The organism is Pseudomonas sp. 01L34 (assembly GCF_056400265.1).
Genome location: NZ_JBFTSX010000006.1, coordinates 223794 through 249743, shown reverse-complemented (window position 1 = coordinate 249743; position 25950 = coordinate 223794). Strand labels below are relative to the sequence as shown.

General features: G+C 60.5%; 21 protein-coding genes. 1 reads left to right on the top strand and 20 read right to left on the bottom strand.

Annotated features, from left to right (window positions below; genetic code table 11):
• Positions 1-7: 7 nt before the first annotated feature.
• The 20 genes from AC1DQM_RS20170 to hutC all read right to left on the bottom strand — a co-directional run bounded on the left by AC1DQM_RS20170 (position 8) and on the right by hutC (position 24390).
• Positions 8-742 (bottom strand): amino acid ABC transporter ATP-binding protein, encoded by a 735-nt coding sequence (locus tag AC1DQM_RS20170; protein ID WP_007936789.1) that lies wholly within the window; start codon positions 740-742, stop codon positions 8-10.
• Complete coding sequence (locus tag AC1DQM_RS20165; protein ID WP_477746743.1) at positions 735-1694, bottom strand: amino acid ABC transporter permease; 960 nt, start codon at positions 1692-1694, stop codon at positions 735-737. Before AC1DQM_RS20165 ends, AC1DQM_RS20170 begins: the two co-directional genes overlap by 8 nt.
• Positions 1695-1834: 140 nt before the next feature.
• Positions 1835-2632, bottom strand: coding sequence for a transporter substrate-binding domain-containing protein (locus AC1DQM_RS20160; protein WP_477746742.1), 798 nt, complete (start codon positions 2630-2632; stop codon positions 1835-1837).
• Between the two features lie 230 nt (positions 2633-2862).
• Positions 2863-5433 (bottom strand): glucans biosynthesis glucosyltransferase MdoH, encoded by a 2571-nt coding sequence (gene mdoH / locus AC1DQM_RS20155; RefSeq protein ID WP_064615907.1) that lies wholly within the window; start codon positions 5431-5433, stop codon positions 2863-2865.
• On the bottom strand, positions 5426-7231 hold the full coding sequence (locus tag AC1DQM_RS20150; protein WP_026286649.1) for a glucan biosynthesis protein G: 1806 nt from the start codon (positions 7229-7231) through the stop codon (positions 5426-5428). The genes mdoH and AC1DQM_RS20150 overlap by 8 nt, the downstream gene beginning before the upstream one ends.
• A 320-nt stretch (positions 7232-7551) precedes the next feature.
• Positions 7552-7989, bottom strand: a complete 438-nt coding sequence (gene dtd, locus AC1DQM_RS20145) for a D-aminoacyl-tRNA deacylase (RefSeq protein WP_018929172.1) — start codon at positions 7987-7989, stop codon at positions 7552-7554.
• Complete coding sequence (gene pip / locus AC1DQM_RS20140) at positions 7986-8957, bottom strand: prolyl aminopeptidase (RefSeq protein ID WP_018929173.1); 972 nt, start codon at positions 8955-8957, stop codon at positions 7986-7988. Before pip ends, dtd begins: the two co-directional genes overlap by 4 nt.
• A 115-nt stretch (positions 8958-9072) precedes the next feature.
• Complete coding sequence (locus tag AC1DQM_RS20135) at positions 9073-9993, bottom strand: alpha/beta hydrolase (protein ID WP_477746741.1); 921 nt, start codon at positions 9991-9993, stop codon at positions 9073-9075.
• Positions 9994-10043: 50 nt separating this feature from the next.
• A complete protein-coding gene (locus AC1DQM_RS20130; RefSeq protein ID WP_028939608.1) occupies positions 10044-10991 on the bottom strand; it encodes a choline ABC transporter substrate-binding protein in 948 nt (315 codons plus the stop codon).
• Between the two features lie 239 nt (positions 10992-11230).
• A complete protein-coding gene (hutG, locus tag AC1DQM_RS20125) occupies positions 11231-12031 on the bottom strand; it encodes an N-formylglutamate deformylase (RefSeq protein WP_305410856.1) in 801 nt (266 codons plus the stop codon).
• A 10-nt stretch (positions 12032-12041) separates the two neighbouring features.
• Positions 12042-13247, bottom strand: coding sequence for an imidazolonepropionase (gene hutI / locus AC1DQM_RS20120; RefSeq protein WP_018929177.1), 1206 nt, complete (start codon positions 13245-13247; stop codon positions 12042-12044).
• A gap of 17 nt (positions 13248-13264) precedes the next feature.
• Complete coding sequence (locus AC1DQM_RS20115; protein ID WP_018929178.1) at positions 13265-14674, bottom strand: amino acid permease; 1410 nt, start codon at positions 14672-14674, stop codon at positions 13265-13267.
• 82 nt (positions 14675-14756) lie between these two features.
• Entirely contained in the window at positions 14757-16295 is a 1539-nt protein-coding gene (gene hutH, locus AC1DQM_RS20110; RefSeq protein WP_018929179.1) for a histidine ammonia-lyase, read from the bottom strand.
• A gap of 113 nt (positions 16296-16408) precedes the next feature.
• The gene (hutH, locus tag AC1DQM_RS20105) at positions 16409-17932 is read right to left on the bottom strand and encodes a histidine ammonia-lyase (RefSeq protein ID WP_477746740.1); all 1524 of its coding nucleotides are present in this window, start codon (positions 17930-17932) and stop codon (positions 16409-16411) included.
• Between the two features lie 144 nt (positions 17933-18076).
• Positions 18077-18907 carry a quaternary amine ABC transporter ATP-binding protein gene (locus AC1DQM_RS20100; protein WP_018929181.1) on the bottom strand — a complete coding sequence of 277 codons (831 nt, stop codon included), beginning with the start codon at positions 18905-18907 and terminating at the stop codon, positions 18077-18079.
• The gene (locus AC1DQM_RS20095) at positions 18904-19755 is read right to left on the bottom strand and encodes an ABC transporter permease (protein WP_018929182.1); all 852 of its coding nucleotides are present in this window, start codon (positions 19753-19755) and stop codon (positions 18904-18906) included. Before AC1DQM_RS20095 ends, AC1DQM_RS20100 begins: the two co-directional genes overlap by 4 nt.
• A gap of 70 nt (positions 19756-19825) precedes the next feature.
• Positions 19826-20794, bottom strand: coding sequence for an ABC transporter substrate-binding protein (locus AC1DQM_RS20090; protein ID WP_018929183.1), 969 nt, complete (start codon positions 20792-20794; stop codon positions 19826-19828).
• A 170-nt stretch (positions 20795-20964) separates the two neighbouring features.
• Positions 20965-22647, bottom strand: a complete 1683-nt coding sequence (gene hutU / locus AC1DQM_RS20085; protein WP_018929184.1) for a urocanate hydratase — start codon at positions 22645-22647, stop codon at positions 20965-20967.
• 450 nt (positions 22648-23097) lie between these two features.
• Positions 23098-23667 carry a HutD/Ves family protein gene (locus AC1DQM_RS20080; RefSeq protein WP_477746739.1) on the bottom strand — a complete coding sequence of 190 codons (570 nt, stop codon included), beginning with the start codon at positions 23665-23667 and terminating at the stop codon, positions 23098-23100.
• A 12-nt stretch (positions 23668-23679) separates the two neighbouring features.
• Complete coding sequence (hutC, locus tag AC1DQM_RS20075) at positions 23680-24390, bottom strand: histidine utilization repressor (RefSeq protein WP_161793960.1); 711 nt, start codon at positions 24388-24390, stop codon at positions 23680-23682.
• Positions 24391-24536: 146 nt separating this feature from the next.
• On the opposite strand from hutC, the gene AC1DQM_RS20070 reads away from it, so the two are divergent.
• Entirely contained in the window at positions 24537-25901 is a 1365-nt protein-coding gene (locus AC1DQM_RS20070; protein ID WP_204123945.1) for a formimidoylglutamate deiminase, read from the top strand.
• Positions 25902-25950: the final 49 nt, after the last annotated feature.

Below are 25950 nucleotides of genomic sequence, written 5' to 3'. Positions count from 1 at the left end.
GATGCGGTTACAAAACCTGGCGCAAAAACGCCTGCGCACGGGGATCCTTCGGTGCATCGAAGAACTCGGCCGGTGAGGCGTCTTCCAGCAATTTGCCGTGATCGAAGAACAGCACCCGGTCCGCCACTTCCCGGGCGAAGCCCATTTCGTGGGTGACGCAAACCATGGTCATGCCTTCCACGGCCAGGGTCTTCATCACATCCAGCACTTCACCGACCATTTCCGGGTCGAGCGCCGACGTCGGCTCATCGAACAGCATGACCTTCGGCTCCATCGCCAACGCCCGGGCGATGGCCACGCGCTGCTGCTGACCACCGGACAGGCGCGATGGAAACTCGTGGGCCTTCTGAGCGATACCGACCTTTTCCAGCAACACCATGGCCTTGGCCTCGCGCTCCTTCTTGCCGCGCTTGCGCACGACTTTCTGGGCCAGGCAGAGGTTTTCCAGCACGGTCATGTGCGGGAACAGGTTGAAATGCTGAAACACCATGCCGACTTCGCGGCGGTAGGCGTTGACGTCGGTTTTCGGGTCGGCCAGTTGCAGACCGTCGATGCTCACCGAACCGGAGTCGAACGCTTCCAGGCCATTCAGGCAGCGCAGAAAGGTCGACTTGCCGGAACCGGACGGGCCGATCACCACCAATACTTCGCCCTTCGCCACTTGGGTGGTGACGTTGTCCACCGCGCGAACCACCTGGCCGCGGGTGTCGAAGACTTTTATCAGATCGCGGACTTCAATCACTTTGCGCGAGCCTCCGCTCAAGCCGACTGGCGATTTTCGACAGCGGCAGGTTGATCAACAGGTACAGCCCAGCCACGCAGAACAGGATTTCGAACGGCGAGAACGAGGTGGTGATGACTTCGCGACCGCTTTTCAACAGTTCGGTAATCGCGATCACCGACACCAGCGAGGTGTCCTTGACCAGACTGATGAACTGCCCGGCCAGCGGCGGCAGCACACGCTTGAACGCTTGTGGCAGCACCACGTGGCGCATCGACTGGCCACCGCTCAAACCGAGGGAGCGCGCCGCTTCGTTCTGGCCGCGTGCAATTGATTGCACGCCAGAGCGGATGATCTCCGCCACGTAGGCACCGGTGAACAGCGACAGCGCGGCGATCCCGGCGAACTCCCGGGAGAGGTTCATCACGGTGCCGATGAAGAAGTAGAAAATGAAAATCTGCACCAGCAGCGGCGTACCGCGCACCAGCTCGACGTAGATCGTCGAGAGGTCGCGCAGGGTCGGGTTGTTCGACAGGCGGCACAGCCCGGTGGCCAGGCCGATCAGCAGGCCAAGCACGCCAGACACCAGGGACAACCACAACGTGGTCCAGAGCCCCCATAGCAGCGGGCCGGCGGCCCAATGCCGGGTCACGCCGATCACATCGCCTTCGGCCACATCATCGCCTTGCGCGACTTGCAGGCTGTTGTCGTCAACCGTCAGGTGCTGCTCATCCCCTGCATCATTGCGCAGGGTGACTTCAGCCTTGCTGCCCTTGCGCACCAGCTCGCTGACGGTGGAGATGTCGGCCGCGCGCAGGGACTCTTCGGCGTGGTAGGCGAAGTACTGCGGCACACGGTTCCAGCGCCACTCGTAGGACATCAGCGAGGTGGCGTAGTACAACGCGCCAGCCAGACCGATCAGCACCAGCACGGTTAATACGTGCCAGGGCCATTGGGTTTTTTTCTGTTTCATTAAACGTTTCTCTGATTCGCTCGTTCCCACGCTCTGCGTGGGAATGCATCCAGTGACGCTCTGCGTCACGCTTGCGAAGGAACGCGGAGCGTCCCGGGCGGCATTCCCACGCAGAGCGTGGGAACGATCAAGTAGAGGTGTTACTCCATGTCCTTGAGCCAGGCGGTGTCTTTAAACCACTTGTCATGGATGCGATCGTAGGTGCCGTCTTCGTGAATCTGGTGCAGGAAGTTGTTGATGAAGTTGAGGCTGTCGTAATCGCCTTTCTTCAGGCCGAAAGCCAAAGGCTCATAGGTGAACGGCTTGTCGAGGAACAGCAGTTTGCCGTTGCCGACCTTGTTCACCGCCACGACGTTGTAAGGCGCGTCGTAGATGAAGGCGTCAGCCTTGCCGTTGACCACGTCGAGCACGGCTTCCTGCTCATTGTCGTAGCCGTGGTACTTGGCTTTGGAAATGAGTTTTTTGGCGACCATCTCGCCGGTGGTGCCGAGCTTGGAGGTGATGCGGTAGTCGGCGGTATTCAGGTCTTTATAGGACTTGATGGTGCCTTCCAGCTCCTTGCGGATCAGCAGTGTCTGGCCGACCACGATGAAGGGCTCGCTGAAGTTCAGGCGCAGGTTGCGTTCCTGGGTCAGGGTCATGCCACTGCCGATCATGTCGAACTTGTCGGTCAGCAGGGCCGGGATGATGCCGTCGTAGCCGGTGGATACCATTTCCAGCTTGACGCCCATGGCCTTGGCCATGGCTTTGAGGATGTCGACTTCGAAACCGATGATTTCGCCGCGCTTGTTGGTCATTTCGAACGGCATGTAGGTCGGGTCCATGCCGACTTTCAGCGTGCCGCGCTTGACCGCGTCATCGATGGCACCGGCCTGCACCGAGCTGACTGCAACCAATGCCGTGACGCCGACCAGCAGCATCGACAGATACTTCTTCATCTTCAAGTCCCCAAAACCCATCGCATTGTGAGGCACGCAAACCGCAGGTTTCCTTTGGGAAACCGGCAGATACGAACAGAAAGTTGTCCGGGCGCACCAATTCGGGGACGGATGCTAACGCACTCGGCCGTTTGCACAAGGGGTTGAGGGAGATTTGTTTGATCGTTCCCACGCAGAACACGGGAGCGATCATCAGCACAAAAAAAACCCCGCTTTCGCGGGGTTTTTCATTATGCCAACTGAGGCTGCACGCTCAACGGCTTGAGCGGCAACAGCGGCGCATGCGGATCGGCATCCACCGAAGCGCGCCAGGCCTGCAGCCACTCGGCATGGCCTTCGCTCCAGACCTGCTCATGCAAGCGACCCAGTGCCACCGGATCACTCAGCAGGGCCACGCGCTCGTTGTTGGTCAGCCCTTCAGGCCCGACTTTCATCGCATGGCGAACCCGCTCGATACGCAGCCATTCGATCGGCTCGGCCTGACGGTGACGAGATGTCGCCAGCGCACACGCCAACGCGTTCTGCTGCGGATCGACCACCGACCGGACGAAGCCGTCGTGCAGTGCATGCCAGCGGTTTTCGTGGGTGTACTGATCGGTCGCCAGCAATGCCTGCGGCGGATTGTATTCCTCAGGAATCAGGAACAGGCTCTCGTCACGGGACTTCAGGCCCAGGCCGACACGACTGGAGATCACCGACACCGGAATCGACAGCATCAGCGAACCGACGATCGGCACCAGCCACCAGAGGAAGCTCGGGTTCAGCCAGATCACCAGCAACGCCCAGAAGAAACCCAGCAAGGTTTGCGGACCGTGGCGCTTGACCGCTTCGCTCCACGGCGTGGAGTCGTCGTCACGTTGCGGCGAGTTCCAGGTCGCGGCCCAGCCGAGGAACGCGGCGAGCACGAAACGGGTGTGGAAAATCATCCGCACCGGCGCCAGCAGCATGGAGAACAACATTTCCAGCAGCATCGACAGCGTCACCTTGAACCTGCCACCGAACTCTTTCGCGCCTTTGGCCCAGATCAGGATGATGCTCAGCAGCTTCGGCAGGAACAGCAGCACGATAGTCGTCGAGAACAGTGCGATCGCCTTGTCCGGGTGCCATTGTGGCCACAGCGGATAGAGCTGGCGCGGCTCCAGGAAGTACTGCGGCTCCATCAGCGTGTTGGTCGCCAGCAGGGCTGTCGACAGCACGAGGAAGAAGAACCACAACGGCGCCGACAAGTAAGACATCACGCCTGTCAGGAACACCGCACGGTGTACCGGGTGCATGCCCTTGACCAGGAACAGCCGGAAGTTCATCAGGTTGCCGTGGCACCAGCGACGGTCACGCTTGAGTTCGTCCAGCAGGTTCGGTGGCAGTTCTTCGTAGCTGCCCGGCAAGTCATAGGCAATCCACACGCCCCAGCCGGCACGGCGCATCAGCGCCGCTTCAACAAAGTCGTGGGACAGAATCGCACCGGCGAACGCGCCTTTACCGGGCAACGGCGCCAGGGCGCAGTGCTCGATGAACGGCTTCATGCGGATGATTGCGTTGTGGCCCCAGTAGTGGGATTCGCCCAACTGCCAGAAGTGCAGGCCAGCGGTGAACAGTGGACCGTACACACGGGTGGCGAACTGCTGCATACGCGCATAAAGGGTGTCCATGCCCGACGCACGCGGCGCGGTCTGGATGATCCCGGCGTCCGGCGTGGCTTCCATCAGGCGCACCAGGCTGCTCAGGCATTCGCCACTCATTACGCTGTCGGCGTCGAGCACGACCATGTATTTGTAGTCACCGCCCCAACGACGGCAGAAGTCGTCGAGGTTGCCGCTTTTACGTTTTACGCGACGACGACGGCGGCGGTAGAAGATCTTGCCGAAGCCCTTGGCTTCACGGCAGACGTCCAGCCAGGCCTGCTGTTCGGCGACGCAGATATCGGCGTCGTTACTGTCGCTGAGCACGAAAAAGTCGAAGCGATCCAGGTTACCCGAGGCTGCAACCGACTCGAAGGTCGCCCGCAAACCGGCGAACACCCGCGGCACGTCTTCGTTGCAGATCGGCATCACCAATGCGGTGCGTGCGTCCTTGGCGATCGGCTCGTTGCCGGCGCTGGCGCCGGAAATGCGGTACTTGTCGCGACCGGTGATCAACTCGAGGAAGCCCATCAGCGCGGTCCAGAAACCGGCCGACACCCAACAGAACAGAATCCCGAACAGAATCAGGATGCTGGTTTGCAACACGTAAGGCAGCACTTGGGCCGCAGTTTGCAGCAGCGGTTGGTGCAGGACTTCTTCCAGATCGACGAACGACCAGCCCTGGTACGGCATGATGCCTTTCATGTACCAGCCGGCGACGATCGTCTGACCAAGCATCAGCACCAACAGAATGTAACGACGGATCGAACCGACGGTGCGCCAGCGAGCTGCTGGCAACACGTTCTCGTCTTTCGGCGGCTTCGGCGGGTTGGTGCGACCGGTCAGCCGACGCCAGCCACGCACCAGAATATTGGTGCGCCATGGCTCCGGAACGACTTTGGTCCGACGGATCGGCGGGGCTGCCTTGAGGCAAACCCGACCACTGGCGTCGAGTCCCAACATTTGCGCATCCGCCAGTTCTTCGGCGGTGTTCAGGGTCAGGCGCCGCCCGACCGACGCCTGGGCGGCATCGGTCGGCGCGTCGAACGCCTGGGACGACAGACGTTCGTGCAATTCACTGAAAGACTTGCAGCCCGCGAGTTCCGCGCGCTGCTCGTCGGTCATCGGCAAATGCGCCAGGTACTCGGCAAGCGTTTGTGGCTGTACTTGTGAATTACTCATCGGCAGGCAACTGATAGCTCCAGGTCTCGGTCAGGACTTGTTCAGTCGGTGCCGATTCCGGTGTGGCAGGGGCCGCTTCGGCAGCGACAGGCTGCTTGGCGTCTTTGTTGTCCTTGTCCTTGGTGTCCTTGACTTGCTGGGCTTGCGCTTCAGCTTGCTTGGCCTCCTTGTCCTTCTTCTCCTGCTGCTTGGCGGCGATCTTGTCGGCCTTGGCAACGGAAGAGCTGGACGCTGGCGCCGTGGTCTTGATCGTCTCGGCCGGCGTGATGGTCTTGACCAGTGCTGCACGCATTTCAGTGGACTTGCCCGGATCCTTGATCTTCATCCGCAGGGTCAGGCGCCAGCCCTTGGTTTCAGGGTTGTAACGGACACTGTTCTCGACCAGTTCCGCGTTGTCGCCAACGCTAACCTGGCTGCGTACTTCAGCATCTTCCGGCAAGTCTTGCAGGGACGGACCTTGGAAATCCACCAGGTAGGCCACGCTGCCGTCCGGCTGACGAATCAGGTTCGACTGCTTCACGTCACCCGTGGAACGCAGGGTCTGTTGAACCCAGGCGCTGTCCGCCGAATGCAGGGCGGCTTCGTCGATGGTCCAGTGCATGCGATAGGCGACGTCCAGGGGTTGGCCAGGCTCTGGCAGTTTTTCCGGACTCCAGAAAGCAACGATATTGTCGTTGGTTTCGTCAGCGGTAGGAATCTCCACCAGATCGACGGAGCCCTTGCCCCAATCGCCTTTCGGCTCGATCCAGGCACTTGGGCGCTTGTCGTAGCGGTCATCGAGGTCTTCGTAGTGGCTGAAGTCACGGCCACGTTGCAGCAAGCCGAAACCGCGCGGGTTCTCGATCGAGAAGTTGCTCACGGCCAGGTGTTTCGGGTTGTTCAATGGGCGCCAGATCCATTCGCCGTTGCCTGCATGGATCGACAGACCGCTGGAGTCGTGCAGTTCGCGACGGTAGTTCAGCACTTTCGACGGCTGGTTGGCGCCGAACAGGAACATGCTGGTCAGCGGCGCAACGCCAAGTTTGGTGACCTTGTCACGCAGAAACATCTTGGCCTTGACGTCGACGACCGTGTCGCTGCCCGGACGCAGGGTCAGGCGATAGGCACCAGTGGCGCGCGGCGAATCCAGCAGGGCGAAGATCACCAGGTGCTTGTCACCCGGCTTCGGCTGCTGAATCCAGAACTCGGTGAAACGCGGGAACTCTTCGCCGGACGGCAAGGCGGTATCGATGGCCATGCCGCGAGCGGACAAGCCATAGGTGTGGCCCTTGCCGACGACGCGGAAGTAACTCGCGCCGAGCATGGTCATGATTTCGTCTTGCTTGTCGGCCTTGTTGATCGGGTAGAGCACACGGAAACCGGCATAACCCAGCTGCTCGGTGGCTTTAGGATCGAACTTCATATCGCCGAAATCGAAACGACTTGGGTCGTATTTGATCTCTTCGACGGTGTTGGCCGTGATTTCGTTGATTTTCACCGGCGTATCGAAGTGCATGCCCTGGTGATAGAACGACAGCTTGAATGGGGTTTTCTGGTTAGCCCACTCGGCTTTTTCGGTGAGGAAGCGGATTTTTTGATAATCCGCGAATTTCATTTCACGAAATTCATTCGGCAGGTTACTGCGCGGGGCTTCGTATTTTTGCCCGGCCAGCTCTTTTGCCTTGACCGATACGTCATCCAGATTGAATGCCCAAAGCTGGCCGGCGCTGAACAGGCAGAGCAGTGCAGAGCCCGCTACCAGAGCATTTCGAAACCGTTTGGCAGACAATTTTGGTGCATTACAGGGACTAACAATCACGAGCAACCCTCGCCGAAAACAGATCAAAAAACCAACGGCCAGTTAAAGTGCCAGCACGGTGTACGGTGGAAAAAACCGACCCTGCGGACCACTCTTGCCAAGTTGGCGAGCATTGTTCCGACTCCCATGGGGCAAAATGATTCCCCAACAGGCCGCGGACAAGTCTCTACCTAAGTCAAAATGGACCAACGAACGCTGATCCCCGTAGCGCGCGATTATCTAGTAGGCCGCGTTACAACGCATCAGGGGGAAGCAAGTATTTATCGGGAAAAGCCTCTGTTTTCAGCCGAAATGCCCTTAAAAACATGTTTCAAGCGCTTTCACGTCTGTAACAGGAAGGTTACCGGGCCATCATTGACCAGGTGCACCTGCATATCCGCGCCGAATCTACCTGATGCCACAGTGCCATGCACCTGTTTCGCTTTGCCCAATAGATAGTCGAACAGCGCCTCGCCCAAGGCCGGGGGGGCTGCAGTCGAAAAACTCGGACGCAACCCGTTTTTGGTATCGGCGGCCAGGGTGAACTGCGAGACCAGCAACAACCCGCCGTCCACGTCAGCCAAGGACAGATTCATCTTGCCCTCGGCGTCACTGAATACTCGATAGTTAAGCAGTTTATGCAGAAGTTTGTCGGCGCTGGCCTGCGTGTCGTCGGGTTCGACCGCCACCAGCACCAGCAACCCCTGATCTATCGCACCCACCACTTCTCCCGCGACCTCGACTCGCGCGCCGCGCACGCGTTGCAGCAGGGCCTTCATGCTTCGTCAGGCGACAGGTCGAGCAAGCGACGGGCCATCTGATCGGCGGCGCGTACCAATGCATCGGTGATCCCCGGTTCGGACGCCGCATGGCCGGCGTCGCGGATCACCTGCAGTTCGCTGTTCGGCCAGGCTTGATGCAGTTCCCAGGCGTTGTCCAGCGGGCAGATCACGTCATAGCGACCATGGACGATGACGCCGGGCAAATGGGCGATCTTGCCCATGTCGCGGATCAGCTGATTCGGCTCAAGGAAAGCGTTGTTGGTGAAGTAGTGGCATTCGATACGGGCGATGGACAACGCACGCTGGGGTTCGGAGAAACGATCGACCACCAGCGGGTTCGGACGCAAGGTCGCGGTGCGGCCTTCCCAGATGGACCAGGCCTTGGCCGCATGCATCTGGGCGATCTGGTCGTTGCCGACCAGGCGTTTGTGGAATGCCGTGAGCAAGTCGTCGCGTTCGTCCAGCGGGATCGGCGCGATGTAGTCCTGCCAGTAATCGGGGAACAGGCGACTGGCGCCACACTGGTAGAACCACTCGATTTCCTGGGGACGGCAGAGAAAAATCCCGCGCAGAATCAGACCGTGCACGCGCTCCGGGTGGGTTTGCGCGTAAGCCAGGGCCAGGGTCGAACCCCAGGAACCGCCGAACAGCACCCATTTGTCGATGCCCAGGTGCTTGCGAATCCGCTCGAGATCGGCGACCAGATCCCAGGTGGTGTTGTTCTCAAGGCTGGCGTGGGGCGTGGAGCGACCGCAACCGCGCTGGTCGAAGGTGACGATGCGATACAGGTTCGGATCGAAATACCGGCGGCTCTGCGCATCACACCCGGCGCCAGGGCCGCCGTGAATGAACACTACCGGCAAACCTTCCGGTGAACCGCTTTCGTCGACATACAGCGTATGGGTTTTATCGACGGCCAGATCGTGCCGGGCGTGGGGTTTGATCTGCGGGTACAAAGTCTGCATTGCGCGCTCCGTAAGGGGTCGAGGTCATCCCTGTAGGGACTTCTATTATTCTGCCGTCCGGCATCATAAACCCGAATTACTTCAATGAGCATGCCCCTTGCAGCGTCAGCGCTTGTCAGCCCGTCTTGTCAGCCAAATAGCCGAGCAGGGTTTCATAGAGTCGGTCGACCTCGGCAACCTGCCCCCGCGCCCGCAAGCACCCATGAACCAGCCCCTGACCGTAATAAAGCATTGCGCTCACGCCGGCGGCGTTGAGTCGCCCGGCGTAAAGCACGCCGTCATCGCGTAGCGGATCGAACTGCGCCACAGCGATCAGCGCCGGCGGCAGGCCGCTAAAGTCGGCGGCGAGCAAGGGCATCGCATAGGCCGTTGGCTGACGGACACCACCCAGGTACAGCGTGTGATAACAATCCAGATCGCTGCTGCTGAGCAATGGCGCGTCGGCGCATTCGCCGCGTGATGGCAACCGGTGATCACCGCCCAGGCCCGGATAGATCAGCACCTGCGCACAAGGCGCCGGTTCGCCGGCATCGCGCAAGGCCAGACACAGCGCAGCGGCAAGGTTGCCGCCAGCGCTGTCGCCGGCCACCAGCGTCCGCGCCGGGTCGAGCTGAAACGGCCCCGTGCGCAACGCACGCCAGACACTCAGGCAGTCATCGAACGCCGCTGGAAACGGATGCTCCGGCGCCAGCCGATAATCGACGGCGATCACCAACACACCGAGCACCGATGCCAGTTCGGCGCAGATGAAGTCGTGGGAGTCCAGATCCCCCACCACCCAACCGCCGCCATGCAAATACACAATGCAGGGCCAACCGTTGGTCGGCGGCGGAACCGGCGGTTGCCAGGCGCGCACCGCCACTCCCGCCAACTCGAGATCGACCACCTCAAGCCCCGCGGGATGTGGCGGGGTAAACGCCCGGCACATCTCGCTGTAGGCCTGACGCATACCGGCGAGGCTGCTGTCGGTGCTGTTGAAGCTGAGGGTTTTCTCGACGAAAGCCGCCATCTGTTCAGAGAGTGGATAAGAAGCCATGGACTACAGCCAGTCAGTTCGAAGTTTTTGATTGATAACCTGCGTCGCGGTCAATTTTTGAGACTGGCCTGAACGGTTGCCACGCCATCCTTGCCATCGAAACTGCTGACACCCGCCAGCCAGCGCTGAAGGTCTTCGGGATGATCACGCAGCCACTGTTTGGCGACATCCTGCGGCGTCTTGCGCTCCATGATCGGCACCATCAACTGGCTTTCCTGGGCAGCGGTGAAGGTCAGGTTTTCCAATAGACGGTTCACGTTCGGGCAACGCTCTGCATAGTCCGGCGCGGTCACGGTGGAAACGGTCGCCGCGCCTTCGTTCGGGCCGTAGACGTCTTCGCTGCCGGTCAGGTAAGCGATGTTCATGTTGATGTTCATCGGATGCGGGGTCCAGCCGACGAACACCACGAACTCCTTGCGATTGACCGCCCGCTGCACGGCGGCGAGCATCCCGGCCTCACCGGACTCGATCAGCTTGAAGTCCTTCAAACCGAAGCGGTTGGTCTCGATCATGGTTTTGATGGTGGTGTTGGCGCCGCTGCCTGGCTCGATGCCGTAAATCTTGCCGCCCAACTGATCCTTGAACCTGGCGATGTCAGCGAAGGTTTTCAGGCCGGCGGCAGCGACGTAATCAGGTACGGCGAGCGTTGCCTGGGCGTCGGCCAGGCTCGGTTTGTCCATGACCTTCACTTGATTGGCAGCGACGAACGGGGCGATGTTCTTGTCCATCGCCGGTTTCCAGTAACCGAGGAAGATATCGAGGCGTTTGTCGCGGATGCCGGCGAAGATGATTTGCTGCACGGCGCTGGTTTGCTTGCTTTCATAGCCAAGGCCATTGAGCAGCACATCGGCCATGCCGCTGGTGGCAATGACGTCGGTCCAGTTGACCACGCCCATGCGCACGGTCTTGCAGGAAGCGGGGTCGTTGGCAAAAACGCTGGTGCTCAGAAGAGCAGTGCCGGTGAGGATTAACAGACAGCGGTTGAACAGTCGTTTCATCGGGAAGGCTCGCTCGGCAGCAGATTATTGTGGGCCCGGTGTCTTTGTGCACCGTGCCCACAACGTTACGCAGCGCCGAGTCGGCAAAAGTGACCTGTGGCGACCGTGTTTTGCACGGTGGCGACTGTCTCAACCGATCGTTCTCATGCTCTGCGTGGGAATGCAGCCCGTGACGCTCCGCGTCACTGGACGCGGAGCGTCCCTAGAGGCATTCCCACGCGGAGCGTGGGAACAATCAGTCAGCCGTAGTGCTTTTCGCCCCACGCCAACAACCCTTGCAGCAATTCCCTAAGCACCACTTGCGTCGGTGCCGCCAGGTCCGGGCGATAACGGAACGGCTGGAACTCTTCCATGTACGTGCACTGGCCTAACTCCAGTTGCACGGCATGAATGTTCTCGGCCGGGTTGCCGTAATGCCGGGTGATGTGACCGCCCTTGAAGCGACCGTTCAGCACATGGCTGTAATCGGTGTGTTTCGCGCAGATCGCTTCCAGCTGTGTGGCCAACTGTGGATCGCAGCTGGCGCCATTGAAGGTGCCGAGGTTGAAGTCCGGCAGCTTGCCGTCAAACAGGTGCGGAATCACCGAGCGAATCGAGTGCGCGTCGAACAGCAGCGCGTAGCCGAACTCGGCTTTCAGCCGCGCCAGCTCTTCCTGCAAGGTGCGGTGGTACGGCGTCCAGATCTGCTCCAGATACGTCGCCCGCTCTGCAGCCGATGGCTCCAGCCCTTCGCGGAACAACGGCACGCCATCGAACAGCGTCGCTGGATACAGACCGGTGGTGGCACCGACATATAAAGGCTTGTCGTCGGACGGCCGGTTCAGGTCGATGACAAACCGCGAGTACTCGGCCGCCAGGGTGCTGGCGCCCAGTTCGGCAGCGAACTCATAAAGCCGTGGAATGTGCCAGTCAGTGTCCGGCAGGCTTTTCGCGTCGGGAATCAACCCTGCTTCCACCGTCGGGGTCAGGCGCAGGCCGGCGTGGGGCATGCTGATCAGCAGTGGCACGCGGCCTTGTTTGAAGTTCAGAACCTTATCCACAACCGCTCTCCTACAGATTTGATTCAACGCCGTGACGCACGACGCGTTTTTCCAGGTCGCCGCCCAGCCAGTACGACAGGTCGGCCGGACGATCGATTTGCCAGGCGACGAAGTCTGCGACCTTGCCGGCTTCCAGCGAACCGTGGGTTTGGCCCATGCCCAACGCGGTGGCGGCATGAATAGTCGCGCCCGCCAGCGCCTCTTCCGGGGTCATGCGGAAGCAGGTGCAGGCCATGTTCAGCATCAAGCGCAACGACAACGCCGGCGAAGTGCCCGGGTTAAGGTCGCTGGCGATGGCGATTTTCACACCGTGTTTGCGCAGGGCTTCCATCGGTGGCAATTGGGTTTCCCGCAGGAAGTAAAACGCGCCGGGCAGCAAAACCGCGACGGTGCCGGACTTGGCCATGGCGATGGCGTCGTCTTCGGTCATGAATTCCAGATGATCGGCGGACAATGCGTGGTAACGCGCCGCCAGGCTCGAACCGTGCAGCGATGACAATTGCTCGGCGTGCAGCTTCACCGGCAAGCCGAGGTTCTGCGCGGCGACGAACACCCGCTCGACCTGCTCTGGCGAAAACGCCAGGTATTCACAGAAAGCGTCTACCGCATCCACCAGCCCTTCGGCTGCCAGGGCCGGGAGCATTTCGCTGCAGATGTGATCGATGTACGCGTCGGCGCGGTCGGTGTATTCCGGCGGCAAGGCGTGGGCCGCCAGGCACGTGCTGCGCACGCTAACGGGTAGCTCGGCGCCGAGACGACGGATCACCCGCAGGATCTTGCGTTCGCTGGCCAGGTCCAGGCCGTAGCCGGATTTCATTTCGACGGTGGTCACGCCATCACGCATCAGGCTTTTCAGACGCTTGGCGGCGCTGGCGAACAGTTCGTCTTCACTGGCGGCGCGGGTGGCGCGCACGGTGCTGGCAATGCCGCCGCCGGCAGCGGCGATTTCCGCGTAGCTGACGCCTTGCAGGCGCTGCTCGAATTCGCCGCTGCGGTTGCCGCCGAATACCGTATGGGTGTGGCAGTCGATCAGGCCCGGGGTGACCCAGGCCCCGCTCAAGTCATTGACCGCCGGGTACTCGCCGGCCGGCAGTTCGGCGCGTGGGCCGATCCACTCAATGTGCGCACCGGACGTCACGATGGCCGCATCCTCGATGATCGAGTAGACGCCTTGCGCCATGGTTGCGACGTGGCAGTGTTGCCAGAGCGTTTTCATCCTTGGCCTCCGTTAGGTTATCGATGAGAAAAAATGGGTTCCTGTTCCACCGGTACCGCCTTGCCTGCCGCCGGTTTGACCCACGTCAGGTAGGCCAGCACCAGCAACACAATCCAGACCACGCCGACGATCAACGCCGCCTGGGTATCCGGGAAATAACCCAGCACGCCGAAGATGAACAGCATGAAGGCAATCGCCGCCATCGGCGCATAGGGCCAGAACGGCACCGGGAATTTCAATTGTGCGACCTGCTCGGCACTCATGGAGCGACGCATGGCCACCTGGGTGAACAGAATCATCAGCCAGACCCACACCGTGGCAAAGGTCGCGATGGAGGCGATCAGCAGAAACACGTTTTCCGGGATCAGGTAGTTCAGCAACACACCCAGCAGCAGCGCGCAGCTCATCACCATCACCGTCAGCCACGGCACGCCATTGCGCGACAAGCGAGCGAAGCCTTTCGGTGCGTGCCCTTGCTGAGCCAGGCCATACATCATGCGGCCCGCGCCGAAGATGTCACTGTTGATGGCCGACACCGCCGCCGAGATCACCACGATGTTGAGGATGGTCGCCGCCGAGCTGATCCCCAGGTTGTCGAAAATCTGCACGAACGGGCTGCCTTGGCTGCCGATCTGCTGCCACGGGAAGATCGACATCAGCACCAGCATCGTCAGCACGTAGAACAGCAGGATTCGCAACGGTACGGCATTGATCGCGCGAGGCAGCACATGCTGCGGGTCTTTGGCTTCACCGGCGGTAACGCCGATGATTTCAATACCGCCAAAGGCAAACATCACCACCGCAAACGAGGCGATCAAGCCGCCCACGCCATTGGGCATGAAGCCGCCCTGGGTCCAGAGGTTGCTGATATCGGTCGCCTGGGCACCGGGCGCATTGCTGATGCCGAACAGCATGATGCCGAAACCACCGAGGATCATCGCGACGATGGCCGCGACCTTGAGCAGCGACAACCAGAACTCCATTTCGCCGAAGACTTTGACGTTGCACAGGTTCAAGCCGCCGACCACCGAAACGATGCCCAGCACCCAGATCCAGCGGGAGACTTCCGGAAACCAAAACCCCATGTAAATGCCGAATGCGGTCACGTCGGCCATACCGACGATGACCATTTCAAATGCGTAGGTCCAACCGAGGATAAAGCCCGCCATCGGCCCCAGATAAGTGCTGGCGTACTGGCCGAATGAGCCGGCCACCGGGTTATGCACCGCCATCTCGCCGAGGGCGCGCATGACCATGAACACCGCCGCGCCACCGATCAGGTAAGCGAGCAGGACCGCGGGGCCGGCCATTTGAATGGCCGAGGCAGAACCGTAAAACAGCCCGGTGCCGATCGCCGACCCCAGTGCCATGAAGCGAATATGTCGGGCAGAGAGCCCGCGTTTCAAACCTTTTGCTGGCTGTTGCATTTCTCGTCCTTAATTATTCTTATTCGACGCTAAATGATCGTTCCCACGCTCCGCGTGGGAACGATCATCAGGGAAGGAGCTATTACAGGCTAGGCAGCAACTTCGCCGTCACCAGGCCATTCAGGCAACGCGTCGCCAACAACTCACTGGCCGCATTGATGTCCGGCGCAAAGAAGCGGTCCTTCTCGTAGAACGGCACTTCAGCACGCAGGATCGCACGGGCTTTTTCCAGTTTTGGCGAGGTTTTCAGACCGTCGCGCAGATCCAGCCCCTGGGCCGCCGCCAACCATTCCACCGCGAGAATCCCGCGAGTGTTCTCGGCCATTTCCCACAGACGCTTGCCGGCAGCCGGCGCCATGGACACGTGGTCTTCCTGGTTGGCGGAAGTCGGCAGGCTGTCCACCGAATGCGGATGGGACAGCGCCTTGTTCTCGCTGGCCAGTGCCGCAGCCGTTACTTGAGCGATCATGAAGCCGGAGTTCACGCCGCCATTGGCCACCAGGAACGGCGGCAGTTGCGACATGTGCTTGTCCATCATCAGCGAGATGCGGCGTTCACTCAGGGAGCCGATTTCGGCGATGGCCAGGGCCATGTTGTCGGCAGCCATGGCCACCGGCTCGGCATGGAAGTTACCGCCGGAGATCACGTCGCCTTCAGCGGCGAACACCAATGGGTTGTCCGATACGGCGTTGGCTTCGATGGCAAGCACTTCGGCGGCCTGACGGAACTGGGTCAGGCAGGCGCCCATGACTTGCGGCTGGCAGCGCAGGGAGTACGGATCCTGGACCTTTTCGCAGTTCTGGTGCGAGTCGGACACTTCACTGCGCTCACCCAGCAGATCGCGGTAAGCGGCAGCGGCGTCGATCTGGCCTTTCTGGCCGCGAGCGGCATGAATACGTGCGTCGAATGGCGAGCGCGAGCCCAGTACCGCTTCGACCGTCAGGCCGCCAAGGGCCAGTGCGCCGGCGAACAGATCTTCGCCTTCGAACAGGCCACGCAGGGCGTAGGCGGTGGACACCTGAGTGCCGTTGAGCAGCGCCAGGCCTTCTTTCGCTGCCAGGGTCAGCGGTGTCAGACCGGCGACTTTCAGCGCTTCGGTGGCGGGCAGCCATTCGCCTTTGTAGCGCGCCTTGCCTTCACCCAGCAGTACCAGCGACATGTGCGCCAACGGCGCCAAATCGCCGGATGCACCAACCGAACCTTTCAGAGGAATATGCGGGTAAACCTCGGCATTGATCAACGCGATCAGTGCGTCGATCACCTGACGACGAATACCGGAGAAACCACGGCTCAGACTGTTGACCTTGAGCACCATGACCAGCCGCACCAGGGCGTCGCTGATCGGTTCGCCGACGCCGGCGGCGTGGGACAGCACCAGCGAGCGCTGGAGGTTTTCCAGGTCTTCGCTGGCGATGCGGGTCGAGGCCAGCAGGCCGAAACCGGTGTTGATGCCATACGCGGTGCGGTTCTCGGCGAGGATCTGTTCCACGCAGGCAACGCTGGCTTCGATTTGCGCCGAAGCGCTTTCGTCGAGAGTGATTTTGACCGGTTGCTGATACACATCACGCAGTTGGGCAAGGCTCAGTTGGCCGGGAATCAAATTAAGCGCAGTCACATTCATTCTCCTTTTGAGAGCATTTTTATTAACTAACCAGACGCTCCGGAGATATCCGTTGTCCGTCGCTTCCCGCCTTTTGGAGGGGCCGCGCCTTGGCACGCTGGTGGTTGTGGAAATCAGTTGAGGTTCGGTACAGCCTTGTGCAGCAAAATCGGGTCTTTCAAAACAGCAGCGGCGCTGGCGATGTCCGGCGCCAGCCAGCGGTCCTGGTCGTAGGCCGGAATACGTTCGCGCAGCAGGCGCCACGCGGCATCGGTGCCGGCGCCGAAGCGTTGTTCTTTCAGGAATTCAAAAGCCTGAGCCGCCAACAGGTACTCGATGGCGAGGATCTGTGTGCAGTTTTCCAACGCGCGATGCAGCTTCAGCGCGGCGTTGGTGCCCATGCTCAGGTGGTCTTCCTGCAAGCCCGAAGTGACGTAGTTATCGAGCACCGCCGGTTGCGCCAATTGGCGGTTTTCCGCACACAGCGACGCGGCGACGTATTGCACGATCATCATCCCGGAGTTCACGCCCGGGTTGGCCACCAGAAAGGCTGGCAAACCGCTGACGTGCGGGTTGACCAAGCGGTCCAGGCGACGCTCGGCAATGGAGCCGATCTCAGCCATCGCGATCGCCAGCAAGTCAGCCGCCAAAGCAACTGATTGGCCGTGCGGATTGGCCTGGGACATGACGCGGAAATTGTCCGGAGTGCCCAGCAGCAACGGGTTATCGGTCGCGGAGTTGAGCTCGGTTTCGATCTGCTTTCTGGCGTGTTCCAGCTGATCGCGGGCAGCGCCGTGCACTTGCGGAATCGAGCGGATGCTCAGCGCATCCTGAGTGCGAATGCCTTTGCTGCTGGCGATCACTTCACTGCCGTCGAGCAACGCTCGCAGATTGATACCCACCTGTTGCATGCCCGGATGCGGTTTGAGCGCAATGATCTCAGCATCGAACGCGGCAATCTGACCACGCTGGGCTTCGAAGCTCATGGCGCCGATCACATCGGCCCACTGCACCAGGTTCGTTGCATCGGCCAGGGCCAGGCAGCTGAGGCCGGTCATGCACGGTGTGCCGTTGACCAGGCACAAACCATCTTTGGCACCCAGTTGAACCGGTTGCAGCCCTTCTTCGGCCAAGGCTTGTTGTGCAGAAACGATCTGCCCGCGATAGCTGACATTACCGACGCCCAGCAGCGCGATACCGATGTGGGCCATGTGGGTCAGATAACCGACCGACCCCTGGGACGGCACCTGCGGAGTGATGCCGCGATTGAGCAGCGCCAGCAATGCTTCGACCACCCGGCGGTGAATGCCGGATTTGCCATGGCTGTAGTTGTGGATCGCGGCGCAGAGGATCGCGCGAGTCTGCTCGTCGGACAGTGGAGCACCGACGCCGCAGGCATGGCTGAGCAAGGTGTTGCGCGACAGCTGGCTGAGTTGTTCATCCTTGAGCGAGACGTTGCACAAGGCGCCCAGGCCGGTGTTGACGCCATAGGCGCGCTCGCCGCTGGCGACGATGCACTGGACGATCGCCTGGGCATTCTCGATCCGCGCCCAGGTTTGGGCCGACAGCTCAAGCTGCGCACCGTGGCGGGCGACCGCGACCACATCCTGCCAACGCAACGGGGCATCGGCGATAACGATTTTTTCAGCCTGGGACATCTAGAGCCTCATACAAAATTCATGGACGTATGACACCTGTGGCGAGGGAGCTTGCTCCCGTTCGACCGCGCAGCGGTCGCAGATTTTCAGGGCCGCTTCGCAACCCAGCGGGAGCAAGCTCCCTCGCCACAAAAACGATCAACCTCAAACCACCGCAGCCCGCCGCTGTACGAACCGGTCTACATACTCATCCGCCGGCGAATGCAGGATCTCTCGTGGCGTGCCGACCTGAATCAGCCGGCCATCCTTGAGAATCGCGATGCGATTGCCGATGCGCACGGCCTCGTCGAGGTCGTGGGTGATGAAGACGATGGTCTTGTGCAGGGTCTTTTGCAGTTCCAGCAACTGGTCCTGCATTTCGGCGCGGATCAGCGGGTCGAGGGCGCTGAAAGCTTCGTCCATCAGGATGATGTCGGTGTCCGCCGCCAGGGCGCGAGCCAGGCCCACACGCTGGCGCATACCGCCGGAAAGCTGATGCGGGTATTTGTTTTCGTAGCCCTTCAGGCCCACGGTGTTGATCCAGTGCAGCGCGCGCTCGGCGCACATCTGCTTGCTCTCGCCACGCACTTTCAGGCCGTAGGCGACGTTATCCAGCACGCTTTTGTGCGGCAGCAGGCCGAAGCTCTGGAACACCATGCTGATCTTGTGCCGGCGAAATTCGCGCAAGGCTTCCATGTCGTATTGCAGGATGTCCACGCCGTCCACCAGGATCGCGCCGCTGGTCGGGTCGATCAGGCGGTTGAAGTGACGCACCAGGGTCGACTTGCCGGAACCCGACAGGCCCATGATCACGAAGATCTCGCCGGTGCCGATGCTCAGCGACAGGTCATTCACGCCAACCACGCAACCGGTTTCGGCCAGTACCTGGTCTTTGGTTTTGCCCTGGCTAATCATGGCCAGCGCATCCTTGGAACGGTTGCCGAAAATCTTGAAGACGTTTTTGACTTCGATCTTGCTGATGGCTGCGTTGCTCATTTGCTCACCTCATGCCGTGCACGACCGTACGCCTGTGTAATGCGGTCGATCACCACTGCCAGAATCACGATCGCCAGACCGGCCTCAAGACCACGTCCGACGTTGAGGGTCTGAATCCCCACCAATACGTCTTCACCCAAGCCACGGGCACCGATCATCGAGGCGATCACCACCATCGACAGGGCCATCATGGTGGTCTGGTTGATCCCGGCCATGATGCTTGGCAGGGCCAGCGGCAGTTGCACGCCGAACAGTTGCTGCCAGCGGTTGGCACCGAAGGCGTTGATCGCTTCCATCACTTCACCGTCAACCTGGCGAATACCCAGATCGGTCAGGCGGATCAGCGGCGGCGCAGCGTAAATAACGGTAGCGAAAATCGCCGGGACCTTGCCCAGGCCGAACAGCATCAGCACCGGGATCAGGTACACGAAGCTCGGCATGGTTTGCATGATGTCCAGCAACGGCATCAACACCGAACGCAGGCGATTGCTGCGCGCAGAAAGAATGCCCAACGGAATGCCGATCAGCACCGAGATGACCGTCGCCACCATCATCAGCGCCAGGGTCTGCATCAGCTTGTCCCAGAGACCGACCGCGCCCACCAGGAACAGCAGGCCGACGATGACCGCCGTGGTCACGACTTTGCGGGTCGCGTGCCAGGCCACGCCCGCCACGATCGCCAGCATCAGCCACCAGGGCGCCGCACGCAGCAGCCCTTCAAGATTGACGATGGCCCACAGCAGGGTGTCAGAGATGCTGCGGAACACGTCGCCGTAGTTGGTGACCAGCGTATCGACCCAACCGTTGACCCAGTCGGCGATGGAAAAGGTAAAGCTTTCGGGAAACATAAGAGACTCTCAATCAAGGGGTTGCGATCAAGCATCCGACTGCCGTTGCCGACAGTCGGAGAGGCTCAACCTACAAGGCCGCGTCGATTTTCTTGGCTGCGTCTTCGCTCACCCACGCGTGCCAGACTTCAGGATGTTCCTTCAAGAAGATCTTGGCCAGTTTTGGCGACTCGATCCGCTCTTTGGCCATACGCCCCAGGTTCTGATTCAACAGGTCGATCGGCAGGTTGACCTTTTCCAGCACGGTCACCAGTTCCGGGGCCTGCTCGTGGAAAGTCTTGGAGAGGCCGACCTTGATGGTCACGCGCTTGTCGACACCCGGTTTTTCTTCCAGTTTGACCACGTCGATCTGGCCCATCAGCGGGGTTGGCGACCAGTAGTAGAACAGGATCGGCTCGCCACGCTTGTAGCTCGACAGCACCGCCGCATCCAGCGCCGGGCCGGTGCCCGGACGGAAGTTGGTGTAGCTGTTTTCCAGGCCGTAGCTTTTCAGCATTTCGCTGTTATCCAGCTCGCAGGTCCAGCCGGCCGGGCAGTTGTAGAAACGCCCTTTGGATGGCTCTTCGGCGTCCTTGAATACCGCGGAATATTTAGCCAGGTCGGCAATGTTTTTCAGGTCCGGCGCCTTGGCTTCCAGTTTGCGCTTGGCGTCGCCTTCGATCACGTAGCGCGGCACGTACCAGCCTTCGACGGCACCCACCACCGGAGCGCCGACACCGACGACCTTGCCGGCCTTCTCGGCCTTGTTCCAGACTTCGCTGCGGCCGACCCACTCTTCGGCGAACACTTGGATGTCGTTGCTGCTCAGGGCGTTTTCCATGGTGATGGAGTTGCCCGGCAGGCTGTCGGTCTTGCAGTCGTAGCCTTTCTCCAACACGACTTGCAGCACGTCGGTCAGCAGCATGGCGCTTTCCCAGTTCAGGCCGGCGAATTTCACCGGTTTACCCGATTCGCACCAGCCAGCCGCCTGGGTAGCACCGGCACTGGCCAGCAGGCCCATGGAAAGCAAAGTGGTCAGCAGGGTCTTGTTCGATTTCATTGTGTGACGCTCCTAATCATGAGTTGGCTTACGGCAGTCAAGAGGCATCCAGCCCTGTCCACGTCCAATCAGGCCTGCGCTACGCGCGACCCGCCCCGCTTATTGTTGGGTCTGCAACATCGTGATCTCTGCAGGAGCTGCCGCGACAGCTCCTGCAGTGGTCTTTTCTCTTATTTGCCGGTGATCATCGGCAGGTTCAGCCCCTGTTCCTTGGCGCAGTCGATCGCGATCTGGTAACCCGCATCGGCGTGACGCATGACACCGGTGGCCGGGTCGTTGTGCAGCACGCGAGCGATACGCTCGGCCGCTTCGTCAGTACCGTCGCAGACAATCACCATGCCCGAGTGCTGGGAGAAGCCCATGCCGACGCCGCCGCCGTGGTGCAGGGAAACCCAGGTCGCGCCGCTCGCGGTGTTCAGCAGAGCGTTGAGCAGTGGCCAGTCGGACACGGCGTCGGAACCGTCCTGCATCGATTCGGTTTCGCGGTTCGGGCTGGATACGGAGCCGGAGTCCAGGTGGTCGCGACCGATCACGATTGGCGCGGACAATTCACCGCTACGGACCATTTCGTTGAACGCCAGACCGAGCTTGGCGCGCAGGCCCAGGCCAACCCAGCAGATACGTGCCGGCAGACCCTGGAAGCTGATGCGCTCGCGAGCCATGTCCAGCCAGTTGTGCAGGTGGGCGTCGTCCGGGATCAGTTCTTTGACTTTAGCGTCGGTCTTGTAGATGTCCTGCGGGTCGCCCGACAGCGCAGCCCAACGGAACGGGCCGATGCCACGGCAGAACAGTGGACGGATGTAAGCCGGTACGAAACCCGGGAAGTCGAATGCGTTTTCCACGCCTTCTTCTTGCGCCATCTGACGGATGTTGTTGCCGTAGTCGAAGGTCGGCACGCCCATTTTCTGGAAGTCCAGCATCGCTTTAACGTGCACGGCCATCGATTGCTTGGCGGCTTTGACCACGGCAGCAGGTTCGGTCTTGGCGCGAGCGCGGTATTCGTCCCAGGTCCAGCCGGCCGGCAGGTAGCCGTTGAGCGGGTCGTGGGCGCTGGTCTGGTCGGTAACCATGTCCGGGCGCACGCCACGACGGACCAGTTCCGGGAGGATTTCCGCAGCGTTGCCCAGCAGGGCGATGGAGATCGCCTTGCCTTCGGCAGTGTATTTGGCGATACGGGCCAGGGCGTCGTCGAGGTCTTTGGCTTGCTCGTCGACGTAACGGCTTTTCAGACGGAAATCGATACTCACTTGTTGGCATTCGATGTTCAGCGAGCAAGCGCCGGCCAGAGTTGCAGCCAGAGGCTGAGCGCCGCCCATGCCGCCGAGGCCTGCGGTCAGGACCCAACGACCTTTCAGATCATCGTTGTAATGCTGGCGACCGGCTTCGACGAAGGTTTCGTAGGTGCCTTGAACGATGCCCTGGCTGCCGATGTAGATCCAGCTGCCGGCGGTCATCTGGCCGTACATGGCCAGGCCTTTGGCGTCGAGTTCGTTGAAGTGCTCCCAGTTCGCCCAGTGGGGTACCAGGTTGGAGTTGGCAATCAGAACGCGTGGTGCGTTGCTGTGGGTCTTGAACACGCCGACCGGCTTGCCGGATTGCACCAGCAGGGTCTCGTCGTCGTTCAGGTTGGTCAGGCTTTCGACGATCTTGTCGTAGCATTCCCAGTTACGTGCCGCACGACCGATACCACCGTAAACCACCAGTTCTTTAGGGTTCTCGGCGACTTCCGGGTCGAGGTTGTTCATCAGCATGCGCAGCGGCGCTTCAGTCAGCCAGCTCTTGGCGGTCAGCTTGTTACCGCGGGCAGCACGGATTTCAACGTCACGAAACTTAGTAGGTTTATTCTCAGTCACGAAAAGAACTCCTCAGCAATCAATCCAAACCAACCCAGGTAGTGGGCGAGCAAGCCGATGGGCATCAGTGCACATCAGCGAATCAGTGGACGATGGTTGAGTCTTCGTGACTCATACACATACGTCTTTACTTGTACATACAAGCATATGCAATCAAGCGGCCAACTTGTTGAATGAGCATCCAAGAAAATTTCTTACAGGGCTGGAAAGCACCTGGATCAAGGGTTCTGGCGTAAATGAAATTTTTCGCGGGGATTTATTCGGGGACGTGCCGGTTGTTACTTGAGCGTGGCTTTGCGCCACGCTGGGGCGTTCGGTAACAAATTGGTGCGCGATGGGGAACGGATTTGCGAGGACGAAAAGCATCGCGGGCAAGCCTCGCGCCCACAAGATTGTCATCGATCTTATGGGAGCGAGGCTTGCCCGCGATAGAGGCGACTCGATATTGGATCAGCGTGCAGTCAGCTCAATGACACAGCACGAACCATTGAGGGCGACGTCCTGCAGACCGACGTTACCGTCCAGTTGCAGGCAATCATGGCGACCGAGTTGCGATGCTTTGTTACCGACCTTCACTTCCAGCGCTTCACTGACACTGAACACCAGCAGAGTCCCGGCTTCACTAAAAAACCGCTGCTTGCCTTCCAGCCACTGCAACCGCGCACTGTAACGATCCGGTGCATAAATCAGGTTGAAGTCGCGAATCGGCCCACCGAGCAATGCGCAGGACACGTGACTCTCGCCATTGAAAGCAAACGGGTCGAGCGGTAACAACGCCCGCGTGTCCTGGCCATCGACGCGCAAGGTCATGCCCTCGCCTTGCAGTACGGTGATCACCCGCTCATAACCGGCAAAGGTGGAAAAACCGCCCGACTCGCCGATGTCGGCAATCGACAGGCGCCAACCAAAACCATCAAGACCTATCCCCGTATCACGGGTGATTTCTTCAGTGCTGCCGCCGCCGTTCTTCCACGGCATGCGCGGGTAATCGGCCGCGCGTAAAACCTTCAACTGACTCATTTATGGCTCTTTTTATTTGTGGAACCGTCCTTCCAGACGATGACGGGAACCGGGGTGGATCAAGCGGGCGGCGGTCACCGGCTGACGGCCGGACCAGGTGCGGCGACGAATCAGCAGGCACGGTTCGCCCTTTTCAATCTGTAGCAGCTTGCATTCGGATGGCTCGGCAAGAATCGCTTCGACCACATGCTCGCCCTCGGTCAACGGCGCGACCTGATTCAGATAGGCGTAAGGCGTTTGCAGGGTGAAGTCTTGCTTGAGGTAGTCCGGCGCCACCAGCGCGTTGACGAAACGGTCTTCGATTTGCACCGGGATATCGTTTTCGAAATGCACGATCAGCGAGTGGAACACCTTCTGGCCTTCGCGCATGTCCAGGGCCAGGGCCCGCTCGGAACCGGCGGCCTCTTCTTCGAGGGTGATCACCTTGCACGTGTGACGATGACCACGGGAGGCGATCTCGTCGGCGATGTTGTGCACTTCAAACAGCGCAGACTGACTTTTCGGCTCGGCGACGAACGTTCCGACGCCTTGCATACGCACCAACAGGCCGTCGGCAGTCATCTCGCGCAGGGCGCGGTTGATGGTCATGCGGCTGAAACCCAGCTGGTTGACCAGTTCGCTTTCCGACGGAACGCGGTAGTGCGGCGGCCAGTTTCCACTGTCGATTTGCTGGGTGATCATCTGTTTTACGCGGGCGTACAAGGGCGCCGGACTGTCGCCCATGTTCGCGGCCAACGGGGAGACTGGAGGCGGAGTCGGCACGGTTAATCCTTGTTCATTTGGTAGAGGTTGCTAGCTTGCCGGAGTTTACCGAGCAGGCAAACGTCTGTATATGTATATACAAATAACACACGATGGGGTGCTGAACCATGTCCGCCTTCTTTGCCGAACGCGCGCTGCTGCCTAGTGGATGGGCCAACAATGTACGTCTTGAAGTCAACGCCGATGGCGTGCTGACCCATATCCAGGCCGATTCCCACGCAGATGGCGCCGAACGGTTGAGCGGTCCGCTGCTGCCGGGAATGCCGAATTTACACTCCCACGCCTTCCAGCGGGCCATGGCCGGCCTGGCGGAAGTGGCGGGTAATCCGAATGACAGTTTCTGGACCTGGCGCGATCTGATGTATCGGCTCGTCGGAAAAATCAGCCCGGACCAACTCGGCGTTATCGCCCGTCAGCTGTACATCGAAATGCTCAAGGCCGGTTACACATCGGTCGCTGAATTTCATTACGTCCATCACGACAATAATGGCCAGCCGTATGCGGACCCGGCCGAACTGGCACTGCGCATCAGCCAGGCGGCCAGCTCTGCCGGTATCGGTTTGACCTTGCTGCCGGTGCTCTACAGCCATTCCGGTTTCGGCGGCCAGACCCCGAACGAAGGCCAACGCCGCTTTATCAACAGCACCGAAAACTACCTGAAGCTTCAGTCACGTTTGCAGCCGATTCTGGCGCAGCAACCGGCGCAGTCGCTCGGCCTGTGTTTCCACTCGTTACGCGCGGTCACACCGCAGCAGATCAGCGAAGTGCTGGCGGCCAGCGACAAGCAGTGCCCGGTGCACATTCACATCGCCGAGCAGCAGAAGGAAGTCGACGACTGCCTTAGCTGGAGCGGTCGCCGTCCACTGCAATGGCTGTACGAAAACACCGAAGTCGATCAACGCTGGTGCCTGGTCCACGCCACCCACGCCAACCCGGAAGAAGTCACGCTCATGGCCAAGAGCCGCGCCATCGCCGGCCTGTGCCTGACCACTGAAGCCAACCTCGGCGACGGGATTTTCCCGGCGGTGGACTTCCTGGCGCAGGGCGGGCGCATGGGTATCGGTTCCGACAGCCATGTGTCGTTGAGCGTGGTTGAAGAATTGCGCTGGCTGGAATACGGCCAGCGTCTGCGCGATCAGCGGCGTAATCGGTTGTATGGCGCGAATCAGCCGATGGTCGGCCGCACGCTGTACGACGCCGCGCTGGATGGCGGCGCCCAGGCGTTGGGGCAGCCGATCGGCGCCCTGGAAGTCGGCAAGCGCGCGGATTGGTTGGTGCTGGACGGCAACGATCCGTACCTGGCGACGGCCAGTGGCGACGGGATTCTCAATCGTTGGCTATTTGCCGGTGGCGATCGCCAGGTGCGGGATGTGCTGGTCAATGGCCAGTGGGTCGTGCGCGATGGGCGGCATGCCGACGAAGAAGAGAGTAACCGGGCATTCACTCAAGTCCTGCGCGATCTCTTGGGCTGACGCAAAAAAAAACTGTGGGAGCGAGCCTGCTCGCTCCCACAGTTTTTGC

Bases quoted from the DNA above. Each gene is read 5' to 3' on its own strand.
- AC1DQM_RS20090 (WP_018929183.1), bottom strand. From the start codon at position 20,794: ATGAAATCGAACAAGACCCTGCTGACCACTTTGCTTTCCATGGGCCTG.
- hutI (WP_018929177.1), bottom strand. From the start codon at position 13,247: ATGAAAACGCTCTGGCAACACTGCCACGTCGCAACCATGGCGCAAGGC.
- AC1DQM_RS20070 (WP_204123945.1), top strand. From the start codon at position 24,537: ATGTCCGCCTTCTTTGCCGAACGCGCGCTGCTGCCTAGTGGATGGGCC.
- mdoH (WP_064615907.1), bottom strand. From the start codon at position 5,433: ATGAGTAATTCACAAGTACAGCCACAAACGCTTGCCGAGTACCTGGCG.
- hutH (WP_477746740.1), bottom strand. From the start codon at position 17,932: ATGTCCCAGGCTGAAAAAATCGTTATCGCCGATGCCCCGTTGCGTTGG.
- dtd (WP_018929172.1), bottom strand. From the start codon at position 7,989: ATGAAGGCCCTGCTGCAACGCGTGCGCGGCGCGCGAGTCGAGGTCGCG.
- AC1DQM_RS20095 (WP_018929182.1), bottom strand. From the start codon at position 19,755: ATGTTTCCCGAAAGCTTTACCTTTTCCATCGCCGACTGGGTCAACGGT.
- hutC (WP_161793960.1), bottom strand. From the start codon at position 24,390: ATGGGCGACAGTCCGGCGCCCTTGTACGCCCGCGTAAAACAGATGATC.
- AC1DQM_RS20130 (WP_028939608.1), bottom strand. From the start codon at position 10,991: ATGAAACGACTGTTCAACCGCTGTCTGTTAATCCTCACCGGCACTGCT.
- pip (WP_018929173.1), bottom strand. From the start codon at position 8,957: ATGCAGACTTTGTACCCGCAGATCAAACCCCACGCCCGGCACGATCTG.
- AC1DQM_RS20080 (WP_477746739.1), bottom strand. From the start codon at position 23,667: ATGAGTCAGTTGAAGGTTTTACGCGCGGCCGATTACCCGCGCATGCCG.
- AC1DQM_RS20115 (WP_018929178.1), bottom strand. From the start codon at position 14,674: ATGCAACAGCCAGCAAAAGGTTTGAAACGCGGGCTCTCTGCCCGACAT.
- hutH (WP_018929179.1), bottom strand. From the start codon at position 16,295: ATGAATGTGACTGCGCTTAATTTGATTCCCGGCCAACTGAGCCTTGCC.
- AC1DQM_RS20165 (WP_477746743.1), bottom strand. From the start codon at position 1,694: ATGAAACAGAAAAAAACCCAATGGCCCTGGCACGTATTAACCGTGCTG.
- AC1DQM_RS20160 (WP_477746742.1), bottom strand. From the start codon at position 2,632: ATGAAGAAGTATCTGTCGATGCTGCTGGTCGGCGTCACGGCATTGGTT.
- AC1DQM_RS20100 (WP_018929181.1), bottom strand. From the start codon at position 18,907: ATGAGCAACGCAGCCATCAGCAAGATCGAAGTCAAAAACGTCTTCAAG.
- AC1DQM_RS20135 (WP_477746741.1), bottom strand. From the start codon at position 9,993: ATGGCTTCTTATCCACTCTCTGAACAGATGGCGGCTTTCGTCGAGAAA.